Origin of the sequence: Natronogracilivirga saccharolytica (assembly GCF_017921895.1) — a bacterium.
Classification (GTDB): Bacteria; Bacteroidota; Rhodothermia; order Balneolales; family Natronogracilivirgulaceae; genus Natronogracilivirga; species Natronogracilivirga saccharolytica.
Genome location: NZ_JAFIDN010000004.1, coordinates 39,529 through 61,563, shown reverse-complemented (window position 1 = coordinate 61,563; position 22,035 = coordinate 39,529). Strand labels below are relative to the sequence as shown.

Below are 22,035 nucleotides of genomic sequence, written 5' to 3'. Positions count from 1 at the left end.
TGAATTACACTGATAGCAACACAAAGATAATTTTTTTGTAACAGTAGCATCATATTAGAATTGTTTCTTTCAGAAAAAACATTATGAAAGTGAATAATCAAAAGAAACGACGGGAAGCAGATCTGATTATCATATCTGATGTTCACCTTGGTTCATACGGATGCCATTCTGAAGAACTGGTAAAATACCTGAAAAGTGTCCGACCCAAAACACTGGTACTAAACGGGGATCTGCTGGATATCTGGCAATTCAAGAAATACTACTGGCCGGAAACTCACATGGAGGTTCTCAAGTGTATACTGGGCATGCTGAGCAACGGGACATCGGTTTATTATCTGACCGGCAATCATGATGAAATGCTCAGGAAGTTTTCACCTTTCGGCCTGGGCAATTTTCAGCTGCTTGACAAACTGGTGCTGAATATTGACGGTAAGAAAGCCTGGATTTTTCACGGCGATGTTTTTGATGTGACCATGCACTATTCAAAATTCGTAGCCAAACTCGGAGGCAAGGGCTATAATTTTCTGATTTTACTTAATAAGTGGGTCAATGCCGTATGGATGCGAATGGGACACGAACGCATGTCATTCTCACGCCGTATCAAGAACGGAGTAAAATCGGCCGTGAAATTTGTAAGCAATTTTGAGATGACTGCTTCTGACCTGGCCATAGAAAAGGGTTACGACTATGTGATATGCGGCCATATCCACAGACCCAACATCAAAAAAATAACCAACAGCAATGGCTCTGTTATCTATATGAACTCAGGAGACTGGGTTGAACATTTGAGTGCGCTTGAGTACAAAGATGGTAAATGGTCTGTTTATCAGCACATGTCGGATGTGGTGTTTGATGATATACCGGACAGTTTTGGCATTTTTGATGATTCGTTGGTAAGTGAAACGCTGCATACTTCCAACGGGCAAGTATATCAGGAGCTGCAATGAAGTTGCTTTACGGAATTCAGGGCACGGGAAATGGCCATATCAGCAGAGCCCGCACTTTTTTACCGGAGTTCAGAAAACATGCGGAAGTTGATATTCTGATCAGCGGTCATTCGTATGATTGTATTCCAGGTGAACAGCCTGATTACAATCTGAAGGGTCTGAGTTACGCTTTCGGTAAAAACGGAGGAATTGATTTTCTGAAAAGCATTTACAGATTGCGGCCGTTGCGGTTCCTGCAAGACATACACTCGCTGGATACCCAGAAATATGATTTGGTGATAAGTGATTTTGAACCAATCAGTGCCTGGTCAGCACGCCGGGCTGGTATACCGAGTGTTGGTCTGAGCCATCAGGCCTCGTTCTTATCAGACCTGACTCCCCGGCCAAAGAAGCGAAGCATTGCAGGAGAAGCCATTTTTTCCTGGTATGCTCCGTGTGATTACCCGGCAGGTTTTCATTACCTCAGTTATGAAGATTTCATATACCCTCCTGTAATACGTGAAGAGATACGCAATCTGCGACTCAACTTGCATTCTGTACCCCAAAAAAAATTGTATGAAAGAGAGCATGCCACGGTTTATTTACCGGCGTATCACGAATCTGTTCTGATGAAATACCTGAAAAATATCACTGATATTGACTGGCACGTTTTTTCGAAAACCGCTGATCAACCGGGTACGTATGGGCACATTCATGTGTATCCGGTCTCAGAGGATGGGTATCTGAATAGTTTAAGTTCAGCATCATATGTACTTTGCGGTGCCGGGTTTGAAGCACCATCAGAAGCGATCTATCTCGGTATCCCATTGCTGGTTATACCTATGCGCGGACAATACGAGCAATGGTGCAATGCAGCAGCCCTGCAAAAAATGGGAGTGCCCGTAATAGAATATATCGGCGACAGGTTTTGTCGTCAGCTTTCAAACTGGTTGTCAACTGCACTGTCTTTGCGGATTCGCTTTCCTGATCTGACCGGGGAAATTGCAGAAAACGTATTAGACCGGTATGGTTCGGTCAAACACGTGCGTCCTGCCTGACAACCCGAATTTCCGCTTCCGGCAGTCCTGGGTAATCTTAATTCAAACTGGCGAATAATCCCGTGTCTGCGTACATTCGAGATATGTTTGGCAGCAGAAACAAAACAAAAGAATGCCCCTCGTGCGCAATGGAGGTTTCACGGGATGAGGAGGAGTGCCGCTATTGCCACTATGAGTTTCCGCCTGAACAGAAAGGAACCATGGCCATGGCATGGGCATTTATCATTCTGATCATTATCTGGCTGATTACCCGTTTCTGATGCCGGTTCGGTGATGAGCAGCCGCCCATCATCTGACAGCAAGGATCACTCCGAAAACTGACCCGTATTGAACTCCTGTCCGGAAGTCGTGTTTTTCATCATCCGTATGTAGAATGCGATCATTTCGCCAAAGTTCTCGATGCCGATTCGCTCGTCGGTGCCGTGAATGCGCCCCGCATCGTCCGGACGGGCACGGATCGGGCGGAAACGAAGCAGGTTTTCAGTCACTTCCGGGAAGTGCCGTGCATCTGTGGCTGCAAGGAACATGGATGGCGCTACAGGGATTCCGGGGAAAATCTCGTGGATCGTATGTTTCATGGCCTGAAATGATTCCGAAGATGTCGGTGTGATGGGAGACGGCTCCCGGGCACCTTCCATCACCCGAATCTCAATATCATCATTGACAATGGTTTCCCTGACGTAATCCAGCACATCCTGAACGCTGTCATCCGGATGAATCCGGAAATTAACCACAGCGCGTGCTGTCTGCGGAAGGACATTTTCCTTGACTCCCGCGTGGAACATGGTCGGGGCCGTTGTGGTTCGCAGTGCGGCGTTGGTATGCGGGATATAACCAAGCCTCTCCTCGACCATCCCGCCGAACAGCCACAAATTAGCCAGGGCAAGTCTGTAGGCTAACGGAAGATCCGGTGCCAGAGGCTCAAACGTTTCCCGCAGCAGTCCGGCAAAACGCCCGGTCATGGGATTTTCCTTGAGATTTTTAATAGCCGAGCTCAAAACGCCGATGGTTGTCAGTCTGGGAGGCATGGAAGAGTGACCTCCTTCCTTTTGAATATTCAGCTCAACACTGACATATCCTTTTTCGGCAACACCGATCATGGCTATTGGGTGTTCCAGTCCTTCCATAATCTCCTGGGCAACCGGCATTCCTTCATCGGCAACAAATGCGATGTCGGTTTCGCGCTCGAGCATGAGGTCAGCCACTTTTCTTGCTCCCATGCGGCCACCGATTTCCTCGTCATGGTTGAGGGCAACGTACATGGTCCGCCCGGGCTGATATCCCTTCGCTATCAGGTAGTCCAGCGCTTCGAGGTAGGAAAAAATGCCGCTTTTGTCGTCAATGGCCCCGCGTCCCCAGACAAATCCGTCAGAAATGTTTCCGCTGAAGGGCGGATGGGTCCAGTCGTCTTCCGTCCCGGGTTCCACCGGAACCACATCATAATGTCCCTGAAACATGGCGGCGGGCAGGTCCGGGTCGGTACCTTCCCATTTAAAGAGAAGCGTGTAGCCGTTTACCCGTTCGCGCTCAAGGGTGTTGTGCACTTCCGGATATTCATCCTCGAGGAAATCAATGAACCTGTCGAACTCCGGCCGGTACAAAAATGTGAGCTCCTGTGTTGATACTGTCCTGAATTGCAATGCCTGTGATAAACGTTCAACTGCTCTGTCCAGGTCAATGTCATCATATGTAACCTGATCGACTTCCGGAATATCGTGGCTCAGCTGCATTGCCCGGTAAAATACAATTGCAGCAACGGCAATAAGTACGATCAGGATACCTGTAACTGAACGAACCAGAATGCGTTTTGTCATGACAACATCATTTAAATATGCAGGAGTCTGTCTTAAGTGCATGTTCAACGGAACTGGTCATCTTCGACTGAATAATTTTGACGCAGTACCGGTAATCAGATAAATCACTCAGGATTTATTGTCCTTGTTGCTTCCGCTGTTTTTCTCAGATGTCCAGGAGGCCTCAGACTGATTTTCGTTATTTTCAGATTCATCGTCGCTTTCATTATCAGCGTTATCTTCATCAGATTTGATCTGTCCGTCGGTCTTCCCATCACGGGCTGACTGGTCTGAAGATTTTGTCACGGAAGTTTCTTCGGAACGGTCATCCTTTTTATCTCTTCCCGATCCGTTTTGTCCTCCGATGCTTCCGGCGACCGTTGTTTTGGCAGGTGCTTTCGGCTTTTTGCCTACAAGTTTGAGTATTTCGTCTCCGTAGACCTCTTCGCGGTCCAGAAGCATTTCTGCCAGGGTGTCAAAGGCTTTTTTGTGCTTTTTCAGCAATTCTTCAGCGCGGTTATAAGCCTCTTCCAAAATCGCATTAACTGCCTTGTCAGCCTCACGTGCCGTTTCATCACTGTACTCTCTCTGAGAACCCATTTGCTCACCAAGAAATACTTCTTCGCGCTGGCCGCCCAGTGCCGTATACCGGAACTGGTCACTCATACCCCAGTCAAGTACCATTTTCCGTGCCAGTTTGGTGACCTGTTTGAGATCATTTTCTGCCCCGCTCGTAGCGGTGTTGAAGATCATCCGTTCGGCGGCCCGGCCTCCCATAATTACGGCAAGGCGATCCAGAAGATGCTCCTTACGGTACAGGTACTGATCTCTTTCCGGAAGCTGTTGTGTGACCCCCATTGCCTGTCCGCGCGGAATGATGGTAACTTTGTGGACAGGGTCGGTATTATCCAGAACGGCAGCCACGATGGCATGTCCGGCTTCGTGATAGGCCAGCATTCTGCGCTCTTCTTCTTCGAGAACAACGCCTTTGCGCTCCAGGCCCATGATGATTTTATCCCGTGCAAGGTCGATATCACGCTGTGTAATTTTATCCCGGTTGTCGCGGGCCGTCAGCATGGCAGCTTCGTTTAGCAGGTTCTCCAGGTCAGCCCCGCTGAACCCGGGAGTACCTCTTGACACATTTTCGAAATCGACATCGTCTGCCATCGGTTTATTGCGTGCATGAATCTGCAGAATCTTGACACGGTCTTCCTGGGACGGGAGACCGACCTCAACCCTCCGGTTGAATCGGCCGGGTCGCAGCAGTGCTTTATCCAGAATGTCCGGACGGTTGGTTGCAGCCATGATTATTACGCTCTCATTGGGCTCGAATCCGTCCATTTCAGAAAGCAACTGGTTGAGTGTCTGTTCACGTTCATCGTGACCACCTCCGAGACCGGCTCCGCGACGGCGTCCGATGGAGTCAAGCTCGTCTATAAATATAATAGCAGGAGCAGCTTCTTTTGCGTTTTTGAACATTTCCCGAACGCGTTTGGCGCCGACACCAACCAGCATTTCCATGAAGTCGGAACCCGTGATGCTGTAAAACGGAACACCTGCCTCACCGGCCACGGCTCTGGCCATCAGGGTTTTACCTGTTCCCGGGGCACCGTATAGCAGAACACCTTTGGGCACTTTAACCCCGAGTTTTTCAAACTTTCCGGGGTCTTTCAGGTAGGAAACGATCTCCTGAAGTTCGCGTTTGGCTTCATCGCCGCCGGCGACATCATCAAATGTGGTCTGTTTTCCGTCACCTGGTTTATGCAGTTTCGCCTGGCTTTTGCCAATCGAAAACATTCCCTGCCCCTGTGAGTTCATACGCCGGTACCAGGCAATGGCGATGATCAGAATCAGCAGGAATGGCATGGTCATAAAGAGGAAGTAAAGCCATGTATTATCGCTTTCAGGCACGGTGGTTACTTCCACTTCGCTCTGTTCGAGCAGCGCCATAAGTTCGTCATCGCCGAAAGATGGTATGTAGGTAATAAATTCGGTGTAGCTGATAGTATCCCCTTCAACAGACCTGCGCTCGGCTGCCTCTTTCAGTTTTCCTTCGATGCGTTCACCCTGGACGGTAATTTCCTTTACATTATTATCCTTAAGCTGGGCCCGGAATGTGCTGTAGTGAATCTGGTCAGGAGAGAGTTGTCCTCCATAATAGGAATACAGGATCCAGATACCGAGTATGGCGGCAATAAGGAAATAAAAAATCATAATCCGTGAAGGTCCGGCTGGTGGTGTGCCGGGAGTCTGTCGCGGAGATGATGATTGGTTCCTGTCCTGAGACTGCTGTTTGTTATTTTGCTTTTCTGACACGTACTATGATTTTAGATACGGGGTAAAATGACTAAGATAAAAAGTATGGGCCTCAAAAAGTACCGGAATTGCAAAGTATCTGATGCAGCGCTCCGCCTCTCACAGATGGAGAACAAGTCAGAATACCCTGGCCAAAACCAAGGCCTGTATGGAAATTTGAATTTATCATACTTTATTTACGTAAACATATAACGTTCTCATTCAACGATAGGTTTCCGTTCATTATTGGAAAATAGGGTTTACTTTTACTCTGTGGAATTTGTAATTTTAAAATCTATGCCAGAGTGGCGGAATTGGTAGACGCGCACGACTCAAACTCGTGTGGCTTCGGCCGTGTGGGTTCGACTCCCACCTCTGGTACACTATTAAAGCCGCATGGTGTTAATCATCAACATTTTGCGGCTTTTGTTTTTAATATTGGTGTAACTATGGTGTAACATTTTCAGGATTATTCCGTCCTGAAGGGGGTTTTCAAAAAAAGCATTTCATTATATAAAGCTGACGCTCATTAGACTTTTCCAAAACAGTATTTACTGAGTATAGTTAAGTGGACTGATTCATTCATCCTTGATGCAGCACAAAGAGGGTCCGTCTGCCCGATAGGTGACGGATATGCCGGCATAGCCGCTATCGAAGTCCATGATCCACGTGTCAGAACCAGACGGCACGGCACTTGACCAGTAGAGCCCGTCGGGAATAGAACCCGTCGGAGATCGTACCACTGACGAAGCCGCGAACGCCCGTTAGGGGCAATTTGACCGGGGCGGCTACATTGGTACATACTCCCTGCACTCAAACGATGTATTGCCCCTGTGAAACATTACCTCCAAGAGCAACCTGTATCCAATTACTGCCTGCACTAATTTCGGCCTGTCTGCTCAGCACTTTTTGACTCAGAATATTGTAGATTTCAATCGAAGCCTGCGTATACTCCGGGGCATGAAAAGGAACGGTAGTTCGGGGATTGGTCCTGATCAACCAGTGTGCCTCTTATCTCAAACTCGGATGATGAACTGATGAATAAAAAAGCCAGCAATATGATTAAAATAATATGAACCGGAACAGCTGCATGGACACGTAACTTGGGCTCCCTCTCTGCACTATTTTCACATAATGTAAGTTATTTTAAATCAGAACAGTGAATTCTGAATACTCTTTCACAAATTCACAAAATCGCATTGTTAAGGTTTCGGCTCTGTGAGCGGTCTATCAAGTAGCGACTTTACCTCCCGGATTAAAGTCAGCAGCTATGTGAAAAAGAGAAAATATGAGTATTGTGAAGTGAGGAGGCTGAAATATAAGGCAGTCCATATGAATATTTTTGACATGTAATAACCAGCTAGACGCTTGGCATATTCACAACCTTTCGATCAACTTCTGTAAATCGAGTATTCCGTTCTTACCGCGTTTTTCTCCCAATTCATTTACGCTCATATCAAGCTTGCATCATTAGATCCTTCTTTTTTGCCTGTAAATGGCTAAATACACTTCCTCTCCCATTTTATCTCTGTTTGCCTCTCCCGCCTTTTTTGGTCGGGATTGGTCATCATACTTATGATTTTTCGTTTCCGTTAGCTAAATTAGCAGTAGTAAACCAACTCATTTGCTATATGACTACCAAAGACAAAGTAAAAAAAGAGATTGATCGGCTTTCTGAGCACGATGTGCAAAAAGTGTATCTTTATCTTGATACACTGAAAAAGCAACAAAAGGATAACCGCAATATTCGTGCACTTCATTTAAAAGGGAAACTCGATCAGGTCAACCTTCGCTCTGCCGCTTATGAATAGGGTTTTGGTGGATACCAATATCCTGATTTTCGCCATTGATCAGGACTCCAGGTTTTTTCATCAAGCCCGGAAAATACTGGATCATCCCGAATTTGTCCTCACTACCACTTCTAAAAACCTTTCCGAGTTCCTAGCCGTTGTCACCAAACCAAATGGATATGGCCTGAGCAGTGACGTTGCCTCTGATATTCTTGGAGAAATCATCAATAACTTGCAAATCCTCTTCCCGAACCAAGAGTCCTTGGATCTTTTCAAAGAGCTCTTGTACCGTTATCGGCCAACAGGGCTAAAAGTTCACGACTTTGAAATCATAAGTATCGGCCTGGCAAATGGAGTCCGTCATTTTGCGACTTTTAACTCCAAGGATTTCCAGATCTTTGATGAAATTAAACTTGTTGAGCTTTAATTATAAGTACGCGTGCAACATGCGCATCAACCGGGCGTGTGGGGCTTTTTCGCCCCATGATAACCGGTTGCCCACGCCGGTTATGCGTTTGCCGTTATATGGCTACACCCCTTGCAATATTTCCTCCTCTTTTTTAGTTTCATATTTACACCATAGCGAAACCTAAAGACGATGCCAAGTATAACCGTCAAGAATATACCCGAGTCTATTTACAACAAACTGAAGCAACAGGCAGAAGCTCAACATCGCAGCATGAATAGCGAAATTATCACTTGTTTGGAGCGATCTGTGGAGCCGAAGCGTGTTTCTCCCGATGAAATTCTTCGTCAAGCCCGGATGATGAGGAAAAAAGTTAGAGGAAGTTTGTCTGCTGAAGAGATCCAGGATGCCATTGATCAAGGCAGGCCATGATTGTTGTTGACACAAACATCCTCGCCCATTTTTGGTTGCCATCAGATCATACGGAACTTTGCGAACAGTTATTTCAGTGGGATCCGGAATGGGTTGCTCCTATTCTGTGGAAAAGTGAATTCAGGAATGTTGTCATTCTTTACATGAGGAAGAAATTAATCGATCTGCCGGAAGCAATACAAATAACTGAAAAAGCAGAAAATCAAATGAAAGAACGGGAGTTTCACGTAAACTCAGTTCAAGTTTATGATCTGGCAGATAAATCTGATTGTTCTTCCTACGACTGTGAATTCATCAGTCTTGCAGAGGAGCTGGATATCAAACTGATAAGCATGGACAAGCAGATCCTTCGTTTGTTTCCTGAGCGATCTGCTAAACCTTTAGATGTCTTAGGCTCTTAATATCGCCACATAACAGACGGTTACTCTTAGCCAAGAATCAAGAATCCGGCAAAATATCTTATTATCAGGCATACCTCTGTTAAAGGGTGATTCCCCTGTTTTATTTCATAATTAGGTGCTTGTCCGGCGAAGTTACTCTGTCTGGATGATGATCACCCTTTGGCAATGGTGACCGGGCATGAACTCCTGGCGCTCTCGATGGTAATATTCACCCAGCATGTCATCTTTACGTGTGAGCGAAAAGACAACTTATCCCAACAACTTGCGCAATAACACCCGGCCTTTTTTTCTGTTCATGTTGCGAGGATGCCTTGTAGCTCACTGGATCACATAAGGATAAATTCACATTTCCAATTTTGTGTCTGCTGCGCTGATCTCAGAAAAGTAAAAAAAAACATCTGCCGGGGAACGATGTACACATTTTTTCTCTTCTGTGTCCTGTTCATATACGTTAGCAATTCTAACAGACAACAAACCCCTGTAATTATGAAATTGAGCAATATATCTTTACTTGCACTGTTCCTGGCGGCGGCCCTGATTCCGGCAGCCTGCTCTGATGATTCAACGACCCAGTCAGATACCCGCGATCCTTCCATTGCAGATGTTGTGGTGGATGATGACGAATTCTCAACTCTTCTGAATGCTCTTCAATCAACCGGACTTGATGGCGTTCTGGACGAAGACGGTGATTATACTGTTTTTGCACCGACCGATAAAGCTTTTGAAGCACTTCCGGAAGGTACACTTGAGTCGCTTTCATCCGACCAGCTGGAAGAAATTCTTCTGTATCATGTTCTGGGAAATGAAGTGTTCTCAGGCCAGCTGGATGCAGAACAGTCCGTCGAAACATTATCCGAAGAGGACATCTTCATTGTGGCCGGCGGATCAGGAGTCACAGTCAATGGAACCGCATCGGTTACCAGCGCTGATATTGAAGCGCGGAACGGTGTCATTCATGTGATTGACAACGTTATTCTGCCGGATGCCTACGGAACCATAGTGGATAACGCAGTCAAGCGCTACTTCCTGTCATCACTTGTCGAGGCAGTGATTGATGCAGACCTTGCAGAAACGCTTTCCGGGGACGGACCATTTACCGTCTTTGCTCCGACCAATGAAGCATTTGCAGAAATCGAGGATGTCGCTGCGGGGCTTTCGGTGGAAGAGTTGACAGAAGTTCTTCTCTATCACGCAGTTGACGCACAGGTGTTTTCTTCCGACCTGCAGCCGACCCAGGAAGTGACTACTCTCAGCGGTGAATCCATCACCGTAGAAGTTGCTGACGGAGCTGCGACAATCAATGGCAGTTCAAATATTTCAACCGTTGATATCGAAGGTGTGAATGGTGTGATTCATATCATAGACGAAGTGCTGCTGCCGTAAAGATTATCATTTGAAATAGATTGTGCGGAATAATTTCCGGCCTTCTGACAACAGTGACGCCACATCATGATAGCTGCATCGGTATGATCGTACTGGTGCAGCTTTTTTTTTTATATAATACGACTTCTTTTACCATCAAAAGAAAATGCAACCATCCGCCGGATGGGCATTACCGGCCGAAATCATCCTGTACGCGCACTATGTCATTTTCATCGGAAGGATGTGACGGGTCGGTGTGACGCCAGATCTCTGCAACTATCCCCCACTGATCCACTCCTATCAGTCTGTGACGCTGTCCTTTTTCGAGCTCAACCACCGTTCCTTCCGGCAGAAGACGGGGTTCGGTTTCATCATCATTGTCACTTACTGCAACAGCTGCGGCCCCGCCAATTACTTTCCATATTTCAGACCGGCGGTGATGATATTGCCATGAGAGCCGCTGGCCCGGGGCTACCATCAGAAATTTGGGACTCAGTTTCCGGTATCCCTCGAAATCAGAAAGACTCAGGTGCGGGAAAAACGTGCTGATAAATTCGGATGTCTGGCTCTCCTCAATTACAAAAAATCCGCCCCACGGACGCTGGTCATCTTCATCGGCGATGGTAAAACCACACGAGTCCACATAATTACGTACGGCTTCAAATACCTCTTTTCTGGATGTATATAAGTCGAAATTCAGTTTCTGCATATCATAAGCTGGTTAAAATTATTGCGGAATTACAAAAATCCGGCACCTCATATAAAAAAGCAGTCGTTGTACGGGAGTCCCATATCCCCTCCTGTTTGCTTTCTGAACTTATTCGAATTGTTTAATGATTGCTGCGATCTGATCCCGCTTTTTCTCCATTAATCCGAAGTTTTCGCGGGATTCCACATTGAGTCTGAGCAAGGGCTCGGTGTTGGAAGCTCTGAGATTAAAACGCCAGTCGGAAAATTCCATTGATAGTCCGTCTGTATAGGAAACGACGGGTGCCGGACTGCCGGAGCTGTTGCTTTCGGCCCCCTCTTCCTGCCGGACCGAGCGCTCTACTTCCCCGAGAACACGGTCAGCCCGCTCTGCAATGGTGTAGTTGATTTCACCGCTTACAGGATACCGCCGGATGGCTTCATCAACAAGTTCCGAGAATTTTTTACCGGATGTACTGAGCAGTTCCAGAATAAGAAGGAAAGGCAGAATTCCGGTGTCGCAGTACCAGAAATTTCTGAAGTAGTGATGTGCTGACATTTCTCCCCCGTATTCGGCTTTTTCCTGGCGCATCCGCTCTTTAATAAACGCATGACCGGTCTTGCTTTCGACAGGTTTGCCGCCGTGGTGTTTAACTATATCGATGGTGTTCCAGGTCAGCCGTGGATCGTGAATGATTTTGGCTCCCGGATTCTTTTTCAGTACCTGTCCGGCCAGCAATCCGACTATATAATATCCCTCAATAAAGCGGCCGTTTTCATCGAAAAAGAAACACCGGTCGAAATCGCCATCGAAAGCCACACCGATATCAGCTTTATGTGATATTACAGCGCCGGCGGTATCGGCGCGTCTGTCGGGAAGAAGCGGATTGGGCACACCATTTGGAAAATTGCCATCGGGGTTTGAAAAAAGATGTGTAAGCCGGCAGGGCAACTGTTTGGAAAGGGCATTTACGGTTGGTCCGGCAGCCCCGTTTCCGGAATTTACGGCAACATGCAGGTTCTGGTTGATCCGCACGGAAAGCTGATCAAGAGTATAGGACAAAAATGTTCTGGTGATATCGGTTCGGTTATAATCGCCTTTTTTTTCTGGTGTTTCAGCTTCCACATGCTCGTAAGGTCCGTCACCAGCAACCCGTTTTTTGATTTCGTTCATTCCGGTATCAGCGCCAAGCGGGACCGCATCCTCGAGCACCATTTTGCATCCGTTATACTCTTTGGGATTATGACTGGCCGTGATCATAATTCCGCCTCCGGTCCGGTAATATCCGGTGGCGAAATAGACCATTTCTGTGCCGCACAGGCCAATGTCCATCACATTTACACCTGATTCGCGGAATCCTCCGGCAAGTGCTGCTGACAACTCCTCGCTCGAAAGCCTCGCATCGTGACCGATTACGACGGTTTTTGGCTTGATGACAGAGGCATATGCTTTTCCAAGTGAACGCATGAAATCCGCATTGACAGAGTCGGGCACGATTCCCCGAATATCATATGCTTTGAATGCAGAAACGTCTCTTGTCATAAAATGATGATTTCTGGGTTATGGCGATTCAATTATGATTGAGATTCAGGGATTATGCCTCCCGGACAGGCCTCCTGATTGGTATGTCAGGCAGGATTCGGTCCGAAGTAGTCGGAATGCGGAGTTTCCTGCTTCATGAGGAGTTCGGGAACGGGTGCCAGCGATGTGTAAAGCGGCAGCGTTGCTACTCCAAGGGCAGCGGCATCAATGCCGGAAGAAGCAATTTTCAGCTCTGGCCTGGTTAACTTTCTGGGAATCTTGTGAGGCGGAAGCGCATCCGTTATTCGCTTTTTAAGCCAGCCAAGCACGTTTTCCGGAAGTCTACCTCCCAGAAAAATAACTTCGGGATCGATCAGGTACTCAACAGCTGCAAGAAGCGGGATGAGTTGTCCGGCCCCGGTGTCGAGCCATTCCATGAATATGGCATTTCCCTCATCGAACAAGGCGGCCAGGTCTTCCTGCGATGCGGCATCATGTCCGGCATCAGAAAGTTTTTTCTTCAGCTTCGGCATGTTGAAGTATCCTCCCAGGTGGTCATGTTCATGGGAGCCATCAGAACCGGTCTGAAGGGAAGTCGGAAAATAGCCCAGTTCGCCGGCATTTCCGGTGTGTCCTGAGTAGAGCTGCCCGCGGATGACAAGCCCGCCGCCGAGTCCCGCGCCGAAATAGAGATAAAAAAAGGAATTGATTCCGCGTCCGTTGCCGTACCAGTGCTCTCCGATGGCAGCAGCAGACGCGTTGTTTTCAATGATGACGGGCATATTCAGCCGCTCCCTGAGCTTTTTAAATACGGGTGCATGATGCCATCCCGGCAGAGCATCAGGGTTGAAAAGTTCCTGAGATTCACCGTCGCCGGTGGGTCTGTTCAGAGGTCCGGGAAGCCCTACTCCCACACCCCAGACTTTTTTCCGGCTTACTTTTTTATAAGAGACGGCCTTGTCAACGGCATCGGTCATCAAATCGATGGCTTCCTCCGGGGAAGGAAAATCCAGTTCCCTTGATGTCTCATAGATAATCTCGCCATTCAGGTTGAGCATCACGGTAGTAAGGTGGTCTTTGTCAAAATCAATGCCAATGGAATAGGCGGCGTCTGCATTGATTTTCAGAAGAAGAGCCGGTGCTCCGCGTCCGCCTGTATGCCTGGAATCTTCGAGCACCAGGCCGGAAGACATCAGTTTTTTTGTGATATTGGTGACGGTCTGAACAGTAAGATGTGTCTTTCGTGCAATATCCATTCTCGACAGTGGTCCGTAAAGACGGATCATTTCAAGAACAATGCGGTTATTGTATGAATTGGCATACTGCAGGTTGGTTCCGAACAACATATTGGTACCAGGCGGTTTGATAATAATGTGGTAACATAAACAACGGCAAAGAATAGTTTCTAATGTAAGGAAATAATTGTCATTTATCCTTAATGAATCGTCTTTCTTCGGTCAGGAATCGCCTTAAGTGCAAATTGCTGCATTCGGCTGATCACGCGGGAGGAGGGTATGAATGCGCTGCCCGGAAAAAAAAATCGCGAAGAGGGGTCAGCCTCTTCGCGAACATTACAGGGACATGTAATTGTTATGATCTAAAACAGTTTCAAATAAACAAGCAGAGACACTTGTGATTTGAGTTGGTTTAAAGGTAAAGAATCGATTGTACTAATTGCAAGTATTTTTTAAAAAAAATTGATTTAATATAGGTTAACTCAATGAATATCAGCTCCCCGTAAGTATTTTTATGTGCTATTTGTGCTGATTTGGTTTTAAAACCGGGTTTTACCCGGGTTTTCCAATGTCCAAAATCAACGCAATAAGTACCAGGAACTGCTTATTGTTGAAATATAAGACATATTTTCAGATTTATTAAATTAAATTCAGTTAATTTCTTCGGGCTTCGGAAATCATGCATTTTTTAACAAATTATGAATCCAGTTGCATAAATATTATTTTTGCATTAATTCATTGAATAGTTTGAGTAACTTGTTGCCATGAAACCAACATTAAAGCAGATTGCGGAACGGACCGGTTATTCGATTTCGACCATTTCGCGATCACTGGCTGATTCACCAAGTATCAGCAAGAAAACAAGAGAAGATGTACAGCGGGCTGCTTCAGATCTGGGTTATCGTCCGGCAGTCAAAAAAAAGCCTCAGCGCAAAAAGAAAAAGAAGCTTCATTTTGCATTGCTCTCAGACTTTCGTATTGGTGAATTTTATGCATCACTTTTTTGCGGATATCGGGATGCGTCTTATAAGGAAGATGTCCGGATATCATTGCTGAGTGTAAAAGACCAGCGTGAAGAATGTGTCCGTTTCATTCAGCAGGTCCACCGGGAAAACAATTATGACGGCTTTATTCTTTTCTTCCCTGCACTGGAGCGTGATCACTATGAAGAGATTCTCAACGTTCTTCCCAAAGGTTATCCGATTGTTTCCAATGCCCTGATTGACAATCCGAATGTTGCTACGGTAACATTTGACAGTTACAGTGGCGGACACCTTGCCGCTTCCCATCTGCATGAGAAGGGCTTTACGCGTCTTGGCATCATTGACGGTCCTGTAAACAGGCCGGAGAGCAGGTTTCGTTCTAATGGCTTTCTGGACTATATACACCAGCAGCCCGGGCTGGAACTCAGCTGGCGTATCAGCGGGGATTACGATTTTGAGTCCGGTGTAAAAGCGTTCCGGGAGTTTGACCAACATTTTGAAAAGCGTGTTTTTCCTGCTGATGCGATTTTTGCCACCAATGATTCCATGGCAATTGGCTTTCTCGAGTCGGCCAGGTCGTCAGGTGTGCACATTCCGGGAGATATAGCCATTCTTGGTTATGACAACCTCCCGTCGGTGTTGCACCGTTCTCCGGAATTATCCTCCATCGATACAGATTTCATCGAACTGGGCATCTCTTCCATCAAGGCACTCAAAAACAAGATCCGCAAACAGGGCTACAAGCACGGCACACTGAGCCTGGTCCCGGTACAGTTGATTGAGCGCGCATCAACGGGCTTCATCCGCAAGAGTGACCTCCACAAGCACCGGGAAATGGTCAGAGGGGAATCGTAAGCCGTCGAGCAGATACGTATCGGTCAGCACACCGTACCGATGAACATCGAAATGACCGGTGACGAACAGATAGTCAATTCGCCGGTCCGGTTCCCTGTTTATATCAAAACCGTTGAATGTTCCTTCAGGGCCGTGGGGTGACAATTTGCTGATATCGTACACATCTTTCAGCAAACCATGTTCGGTTACCTTTTCATAAGCCCGGTTACCGGGAACAGCGTTCAGGTCGCCCATAAACACCACAGGTGTACCTTCTTCCACGTTTTCATCAATATGTTCGAGAACCATGCGGCTGCTGTTTTCCCTGGCTTCCTGGCTTTCGTGATCGAAGTGCACATTATAAGCGTAGAATTCGATTCCCGAATCAATATGCAGAAACCTGCCCCAGGTACATATCCGGTGGAAATTTACTCCCCAGTCCTTTGAAGGCCGGTCGGGTGTTTTAGAGAGCCAGAAGGTTTCATCTTCAAGAGCCCGGAATTTTTCAGGGTCATAAAAAATAGCGCTGTGCTCCCCTTCTGTGTCACCGTCATCCCGTCCGTCTCCCACATATTCATGACCGAGCATCTCACGCAGGTCCCGGAGCTGATTGTGCTCTCCTTCCTGAGAGCCCCAGAATGCAATATTATGGAACCGGATTATACGTGCCACGTGCTCCCGGCGCTGTTCCCAGCTGTCTGAATGCTCCGGCGGTGTATAATAGAAAATATTGTAAGTCGCCATATTGAAATGTGCCCGGCCGGAATGATCGTCAGGCAAATCCCGCGCCGTTCCGGACGGCAGCAGAAAACCTGAAAGCAGAATTGCGGCTGAAAGAAATGCCGGTATGCAGTAAAGACCAAAATTCAGGTGATCAGTTAGTTTGTTGTTGCGCATGGTTCCTTTTTCAGGTTTTTGTTTAACCGGACGGATGGCTGTTCAGATCCAAATTATTCAAGAACAGCTGAGTCGCCCTTCTGACGGTTGTTTTTTCAGCTGCAGAACAGCTGCAGTTATTATGCAATTAATGAAAAAATACACACTATTGCATGAATTTTCTTCTTGACATTGCATGGCGGTTCAGATAAGTTACCTTTTGCATGAGCAATCCGGCAACAGATCTTCTCTGCATTTAACATTGTGAGATGACTTTATAAGCAAAACCGCTTTTTTATTCCTGCATAAATGAATTATATGATGCCTGCCTTTAGATATACCAATTATTACAAGGAACACCGGGAGGTATTACACCAGAAGAAATATCTGCTTTCGTCTGATATATAATTTATTATTTGCATTGTTTTTTGCACTAATATAATCAGCTGGTTCCATCATGTGCCGGCAAATGCAGCAACTTCACCTGAACCATAACCAGAGCTACTATGAACCATCGACTACTATCACGTAACGTGTTCTGCAGTCTCAGCCTCACCCTTATTATGATATTCAGTACTTCGCTGGCAATGGCCCAGCACGATGTACGGGGGTTGGTGACCGATGCAGAAACCGAAGAACCCCTTCAGGGTGTCAATATTATTGTGGCAGGAACACAAATCGGAACCACCACCAACGATGAAGGCCGGTATGAGCTCAGGGCTCCTGAGGATGATGCCACACTTCAGTTTTCCTATCTTGGTTTTGAATCCAAGGAAGTACCTATAGAGGGCCGTGAGGAAATAAATGTAGCATTGACTCCGGTCGAAATAGTCGGCGAAGAGATGGTGGTTGTCGGATACGGGGTACAGCGCCGCCGTGACGTTACCGGCTCCATATCCCGCGTCGACGGAGAACGCCTCAGCCGGATACCCACCCAGTCGGTGGATCAGGCGCTGCAGGGTGTGGCATCAGGACTGCAGGTGACAGCCTCTTCCGGTGCTCCGGGGGCCAGTTCCGTTATCCGGATCCGTGGTATCGGCACGCTGAACGAGGCATCTCCCCTGTTCGTAGTTGACGGAATGATTATGGATAACATCAACTTCCTTAACCCCAACGACATCGAATCGGTGGACGTACTCAAGGATGCATCGGCCACGGCCATCTATGGAGCCCGGGGAGCCAACGGTGTTATTCTGATCACCACGAAAAGCGGCCAGGTAGACCGCCCCACCGAATTTGATCTTAATTACTATTACGGTTGGCAGGAAGTTGCCCGGACCGTGCCCGTAACCAACGCCCGCGAATATGCCATTCTGGCAAATGAAGCAGCCGAAAACGAGGGACGCTCGCTGCCTTTTGATGATCCGTCCGAGTTTGGAGAGGGAACGGACTGGCAGAATGAGATCTTCCGTGTTGCTCCCATTCAGAATCTGCACCTGCGTGTTTCCGGCGGAACCGAGCGCACCGCATATAATATCAGCGCCTCCTATTCCGGTCAGGAAGGGATCATTTATGAAAACTATCTCGACAGGTTCTCTTTCCGCCTGAACAATGACTATTACCTGACCGACAACCTTGATTTCGGGCACAACATCGCCCTTGTCTACGAGGATTATCAGGATGCGCCGGGAGTAGTGGGCAGTGCCTATCGCGGCGATCCCACCATTCCGGTATTTACCGAAGACGGAGATTACTCGCCGACAGACGAACGTGCTTCTGTAGGCAATCCGGTGGCCGACCTTGATTACAACAGTAACAATGCCAACAGCCGCTTTCGATTGTCCGGGAACGCCTATATGCATTATTCATTTCTGGATCACTTCCGTTTCCGTTCCAACCTCGGGATAGATGTCGACCGGACCGAGGGGCGCAGCTACTCTCCGATCTTCTTTGTATCCGCCATTCAGCAGAGCGAAGAGACATCTATAAATGTAAACAACAACTTCATGTACAACATCCTGTGGGAAAACACGGTGCAGTATCAGCAGACCATTGGTGACCACAGGCTGGATGTGCTCGGCGGTGTTACCATTGAGGAGTACAAGAGCGAAAGCCTGGGCGGCGGGCGCATCAACGTGCTTGGCGACGATGAATCCCTCTGGTATCTGAATGCAGCCGATGACAGTGAAGGTATGACCAACTTCAATTCGGCCGGAGACTGGGCAATGGCATCCTTTATCGGCCGGATAAACTACACTTATCTCGACCGGTATACGGCAACCGTGACCAACCGGGTCGATGGTTCTTCGCGCTTTGGCCGGGACAACCGTTACGGATGGTTCCCTTCCTTTGCGCTGGGCTGGGTCATCAGTGATGAGCCTTTCTTTCCGGAACCTGCCTGGCTCGATCAGTTCCGCTTCCGCGGAAGCTGGGGTCGGACCGGAAACGACCAGATCGGTTTGTACCCTGCTACCGCGACCATTACCGGCAACCTGAATGCGGTATTTGGTCCGGACGAGCGGATCCGGTTCGGAGCTCTGCAGACCAGTCTCGCCAATCCGCTTCTGCGATGGGAAGAGACAACGCAGTGGAACATCGGAATTGAATCCTCCTTTATTGGCGAACGGCTGACCATAGATGCGGACTACTACGATCGTGTCACCGATGATATTCTGGTGCAGGTGCCGATTCCCGGATACATCGGAGTGGTTGGAGACCCGTTTGAAAATGCTGCAAAAGTAAGCAACAGCGGCTTTGAGCTGGACATCAACTGGCAGGACAGCCGTGCCGGGTTCTTCTACAGCATCGGTGCTAATGCCACCACGGTTAAAAACGAAGTACTTTCCCTCGGACGGGGCAACGAAGAAATCTTCGGCGGCGGTGTTGGAGTCGGCGGCATGCTTGCCACAAAAACCGTTGTCGGTGAACCGATCGGTTCCTTCTTCGGATACAAAACCGACGGCATTTTCCAGAACGAAGAGGAAATTGAAGCCGGTCCCCTGCGCGGCGGCGAGGAGCCCGGTGATATCCGGTATCTCGATGTCACGGGTGACGGTGAGATCACTACCGATGACCGTGTCTTCCTCGGTTCGCCCTATCCTGATTTCATATTCTCCTTCAACGTGGAGCTGGGATGGCGCGGATTTGACCTGAGTGCCTCCTTTACCGGCCAGACCGGAAATCAGATATACAATGCAAAGAAACAGGCGCGCTTTGGTACTCCGAATTTTGAAGAGTCCGCGCTTGACCGGTGGACCGGCGAGAATACCAGCGACACCTACCCGCGGATTACCGACGGCGGGCACAACTACCAGGTTTCCGACTTCTTTATAGAAGATGGTGACTTCCTGAAACTTCAGAATCTTACGCTGGGATACTCACTGGGCACGGACATCACCGAGCAGATCGGCCTGAACACGCTGCGCGTCTATGTAAGCGGCTCAAACCTGCTTACGCTTACCGGCTACGACGGGTATACACCTGAGGTGGCCAGCCAGAGCGTAATTGCCAGCGGCATCGATGATGCTTTCTATCCGTTTGCACGCACGTTCAACGTAGGTGTAAACGCCACATTCTGATCAGAACATATCGCCGAAACCCATTTTATTCGACCTAAACGTCACTTACTATGAAAACTCTATTGAATGCTACCATACAACCGCACCGGCTGATGCGTCTGCCACTGATGGCGGCTGCGGCATTACTGGTACTGACTGTTGCCGCTTGTGACAGCTTCATCGACCGCAAGCCTCTCGGAGAACAGACCAGCGAGAACTTCTTCCTGAATGAAGAGGAAGCCATTCAGGGCACCAACGCCACTTACAACAAGCTGCGTGACTGGAATATCCACGTGTTCGACTATCTGGGTCTTACGGATATGATCTCCGATGATGCCACGAAGGGAAGCACACCGACAGATGCCGCGCATCTGCTGGAACTTGAAAATTTCACCTATGATGCCGGGCATCAGTCATTCAATGGCTGGTGGAACGGCAATTACGAGGGCATATACCGCGCCAACGTCAACATCCGGAATCTGCCGGATGTGGACATGAATCCTGAACTCCGCGACCGGCTGTTGGGTGAAAACCGGTTCCTTCGGGCCTATTTCTACTTCAATCTGGTCCGCGGCTACGGGGATGTTCCGCTGATCACCGAGCCTCTGACTCCGGAAGATTATGAACAGGAGCGCGTGCCATCGGAGCAGATCTACGAGCAGATCATCGATGACCTGGAATTTGCGGCAGAAAACCTCCCGCTGAAATCGGAATATGCCTCCGATGACCTCGGCCGCGCCACACGCGGAGCGGCGGAATCCATGCTTGCCCGGGTCTATCTTTATCTTGAAGACTATCCCAATGCGGAATCCTATGCCCGTGATGTCATCAATTCCGGGGAATATGAGCTGCTCTCGGACTACTTCACCATTTTTACGGATGACGGTGAAAACTCATCCGAATCCATTTTTGAAGTCCAGGCCACCGCAACCGAGGAAGATGCCGGTGGAAGTCAGTTCGGTCAGGTTCAGGGCGTTCGCGGCACACCGAACCTGGGCTGGGGATTCAACCGGCCCTCACGTAACCTTGATGCTGCCTTTGAGCACGGAGATCTGCGCCACCAGGCCACCATTCTCTTCCCGTGGGAGGAACTTCCCGACGGATCCGGTCAAACAGTCATCGAAAACGGAAGTATGGAAGATGAACGGTATAACAAAAAAGCCTTCGCCCCTTCGGATCATCCCGGCGGACGGGGCAACAGCCCGGTCAACATCCGCCGTTTCCGTTATTCGGACCTACTGCTCATTGCCGCTGAAGCAGCCTATCAGAACGGCAGCGATGGTGATGCCCGCAATTTCCTGAATCAGGTCCGCGAGCGTGCACGGGTCGGACAGTCGCTGACCATTGGTATCCTGCCTGAAAATGCTTCGCCCAGCATGGAAAACAACCTTGATCTTGATGATCTCGATACCCGTGTATTTGCCCGGCTGGTACATGCCGATAGTCCGGCCGATCAGGCAGGCATTGAACCATTTGATCACGGACTGGACCGCGGACGTGTTCGTGCCGATCTGGTTGATTTCATCGTATCGGTAAATGGTATTTCCATCACCGACCGGCAGTCATTTCTGGATGCCGTTGAGCAGCAAAGTGCCGGTGAAACGGTGCCGGTGGAAATCCACCGCATCCGTCACGGTGAAGACCCTGAAGAACTGACAGTGGATGTAGCAATCGCAGAACTGCTACCGGATGTCACCGCTTCCGGCGATGATCTGCTTCAGGCCATCTGGCATGAGCGCCGGGTTGAGCTGTCAATGGAACAAAAGCGCTGGTTTGATCTCATACGCCAGGGCCGCGCCGCCGATGTGATGCAGGCGCTTGACAAACCCTTCGAGGCGGGCAAGCATGAACTCTTCCCCATCCCGCAGAACGAGATAGATCTCAGCGCAGGAGCGCTTGACCAAAATCCCAACTGGTAACAGGATTAATTCACAGCGG

At 48.4% G+C, this 22,035-nt stretch carries 17 protein-coding genes, 1 tRNA gene and 1 pseudogene; 12 read left to right on the top strand and 7 right to left on the bottom strand.

Annotated features, from left to right (window positions below; all coding sequences use genetic code 11):
* Nucleotides 1–83 precede the first annotated feature (83 nt).
* The 3 genes from NATSA_RS06655 (at nucleotide 84) to NATSA_RS15575 (ending at nucleotide 2,244) form a co-directional block, all read left to right on the top strand.
* A complete protein-coding gene (locus tag NATSA_RS06655) occupies nucleotides 84–947 on the top strand; it encodes a UDP-2,3-diacylglucosamine diphosphatase (RefSeq protein WP_210511233.1) in 864 nt (287 codons plus the stop codon).
* Nucleotides 944–1,984 carry a glycosyltransferase family protein gene (locus NATSA_RS06650; protein ID WP_210511232.1) on the top strand — a complete coding sequence of 347 codons (1,041 nt, stop codon included), beginning with the start codon at nucleotides 944–946 and terminating at the stop codon, nucleotides 1,982–1,984. Before NATSA_RS06655 ends, NATSA_RS06650 begins: the two co-directional genes overlap by 4 nt.
* A gap of 128 nt (nucleotides 1,985–2,112) precedes the next feature.
* The gene (locus NATSA_RS15575; protein WP_272491752.1) at nucleotides 2,113–2,244 is read left to right on the top strand and encodes a hypothetical protein; all 132 of its coding nucleotides are present in this window, start codon (nucleotides 2,113–2,115) and stop codon (nucleotides 2,242–2,244) included.
* Between the two features lie 45 nt (nucleotides 2,245–2,289).
* Here NATSA_RS15575 and NATSA_RS06645 read toward each other — a convergent pair whose 3' ends face one another.
* Nucleotides 2,290–3,798, bottom strand: a complete 1,509-nt coding sequence (locus tag NATSA_RS06645) for a M20 family peptidase (RefSeq protein ID WP_210511231.1) — start codon at nucleotides 3,796–3,798, stop codon at nucleotides 2,290–2,292.
* A gap of 228 nt (nucleotides 3,799–4,026) precedes the next feature.
* Nucleotides 4,027–5,991: pseudogene (ftsH, locus tag NATSA_RS06640) on the bottom strand (ATP-dependent zinc metalloprotease FtsH); the annotation flags it as partial.
* Between the two features lie 380 nt (nucleotides 5,992–6,371).
* Here ftsH and NATSA_RS06635 point away from each other — a divergent pair.
* Nucleotides 6,372–6,453: transfer RNA gene (locus NATSA_RS06635), tRNA-Leu, on the top strand.
* A gap of 197 nt (nucleotides 6,454–6,650) precedes the next feature.
* Here NATSA_RS06635 and NATSA_RS06630 read toward each other — a convergent pair.
* Entirely contained in the window at nucleotides 6,651–6,815 is a 165-nt protein-coding gene (locus tag NATSA_RS06630; protein ID WP_210511229.1) for a hypothetical protein, read from the bottom strand.
* 888 nt (nucleotides 6,816–7,703) lie between these two features.
* Here NATSA_RS06630 and NATSA_RS06625 point away from each other — a divergent pair.
* The 5 genes from NATSA_RS06625 to NATSA_RS06605 all read left to right on the top strand — a co-directional run bounded on the left by NATSA_RS06625 (nucleotide 7,704) and on the right by NATSA_RS06605 (nucleotide 10,484).
* Entirely contained in the window at nucleotides 7,704–7,883 is a 180-nt protein-coding gene (locus NATSA_RS06625) for a hypothetical protein (RefSeq protein WP_210511228.1), read from the top strand.
* Entirely contained in the window at nucleotides 7,876–8,289 is a 414-nt protein-coding gene (locus NATSA_RS06620) for a type II toxin-antitoxin system VapC family toxin (RefSeq protein ID WP_210511227.1), read from the top strand. The genes NATSA_RS06625 and NATSA_RS06620 overlap by 8 nt, the downstream gene beginning before the upstream one ends.
* A gap of 171 nt (nucleotides 8,290–8,460) precedes the next feature.
* Nucleotides 8,461–8,700, top strand: a complete 240-nt coding sequence (locus NATSA_RS06615) for a FitA-like ribbon-helix-helix domain-containing protein (protein ID WP_210511226.1) — start codon at nucleotides 8,461–8,463, stop codon at nucleotides 8,698–8,700.
* Nucleotides 8,697–9,101, top strand: a complete 405-nt coding sequence (locus NATSA_RS06610) for a type II toxin-antitoxin system VapC family toxin (protein ID WP_210511225.1) — start codon at nucleotides 8,697–8,699, stop codon at nucleotides 9,099–9,101. Before NATSA_RS06615 ends, NATSA_RS06610 begins: the two co-directional genes overlap by 4 nt.
* A gap of 486 nt (nucleotides 9,102–9,587) precedes the next feature.
* On the top strand, nucleotides 9,588–10,484 hold the full coding sequence (locus NATSA_RS06605) for a fasciclin domain-containing protein (protein ID WP_210511224.1): 897 nt from the start codon (nucleotides 9,588–9,590) through the stop codon (nucleotides 10,482–10,484).
* A gap of 169 nt (nucleotides 10,485–10,653) precedes the next feature.
* Here NATSA_RS06605 and NATSA_RS06600 read toward each other — a convergent pair whose 3' ends face one another.
* The 3 genes from NATSA_RS06600 to NATSA_RS06590 form a co-directional block, all read right to left on the bottom strand.
* A complete protein-coding gene (locus NATSA_RS06600) occupies nucleotides 10,654–11,172 on the bottom strand; it encodes a cupin domain-containing protein (protein ID WP_210511223.1) in 519 nt (172 codons plus the stop codon).
* A gap of 108 nt (nucleotides 11,173–11,280) precedes the next feature.
* Entirely contained in the window at nucleotides 11,281–12,693 is a 1,413-nt protein-coding gene (locus NATSA_RS06595; RefSeq protein ID WP_210511222.1) for a phosphohexomutase domain-containing protein, read from the bottom strand.
* 86 nt (nucleotides 12,694–12,779) lie between these two features.
* Nucleotides 12,780–14,018 carry an ROK family transcriptional regulator gene (locus tag NATSA_RS06590; protein WP_210511221.1) on the bottom strand — a complete coding sequence of 413 codons (1,239 nt, stop codon included), beginning with the start codon at nucleotides 14,016–14,018 and terminating at the stop codon, nucleotides 12,780–12,782.
* A gap of 653 nt (nucleotides 14,019–14,671) precedes the next feature.
* On the opposite strand from NATSA_RS06590, the gene NATSA_RS06585 reads away from it, so the two are divergent.
* Nucleotides 14,672–15,745 (top strand): LacI family DNA-binding transcriptional regulator, encoded by a 1,074-nt coding sequence (locus NATSA_RS06585; protein ID WP_210511220.1) that lies wholly within the window; start codon nucleotides 14,672–14,674, stop codon nucleotides 15,743–15,745.
* Here the strand turns inward: NATSA_RS06585 and NATSA_RS06580 are convergent.
* Nucleotides 15,680–16,621, bottom strand: coding sequence for an endonuclease/exonuclease/phosphatase family protein (locus NATSA_RS06580; RefSeq protein ID WP_210511219.1), 942 nt, complete (start codon nucleotides 16,619–16,621; stop codon nucleotides 15,680–15,682). The two genes, NATSA_RS06585 and NATSA_RS06580, sit on opposite strands and share 66 nt — an antisense overlap.
* 485 nt (nucleotides 16,622–17,106) lie before the next feature.
* Here NATSA_RS06580 and NATSA_RS06575 point away from each other — a divergent pair, with 485 nt between their 5' ends.
* Together NATSA_RS06575 and NATSA_RS06570 are read left to right on the top strand one after the other, a co-directional pair.
* Nucleotides 17,107–20,118 (top strand): SusC/RagA family TonB-linked outer membrane protein, encoded by a 3,012-nt coding sequence (locus NATSA_RS06575; RefSeq protein ID WP_210511218.1) that lies wholly within the window; start codon nucleotides 17,107–17,109, stop codon nucleotides 20,116–20,118.
* Nucleotides 20,119–20,168: 50 nt separating this feature from the next.
* Nucleotides 20,169–22,016, top strand: coding sequence for a RagB/SusD family nutrient uptake outer membrane protein (locus NATSA_RS06570; RefSeq protein WP_210511217.1), 1,848 nt, complete (start codon nucleotides 20,169–20,171; stop codon nucleotides 22,014–22,016).
* Nucleotides 22,017–22,035: the final 19 nt, after the last annotated feature.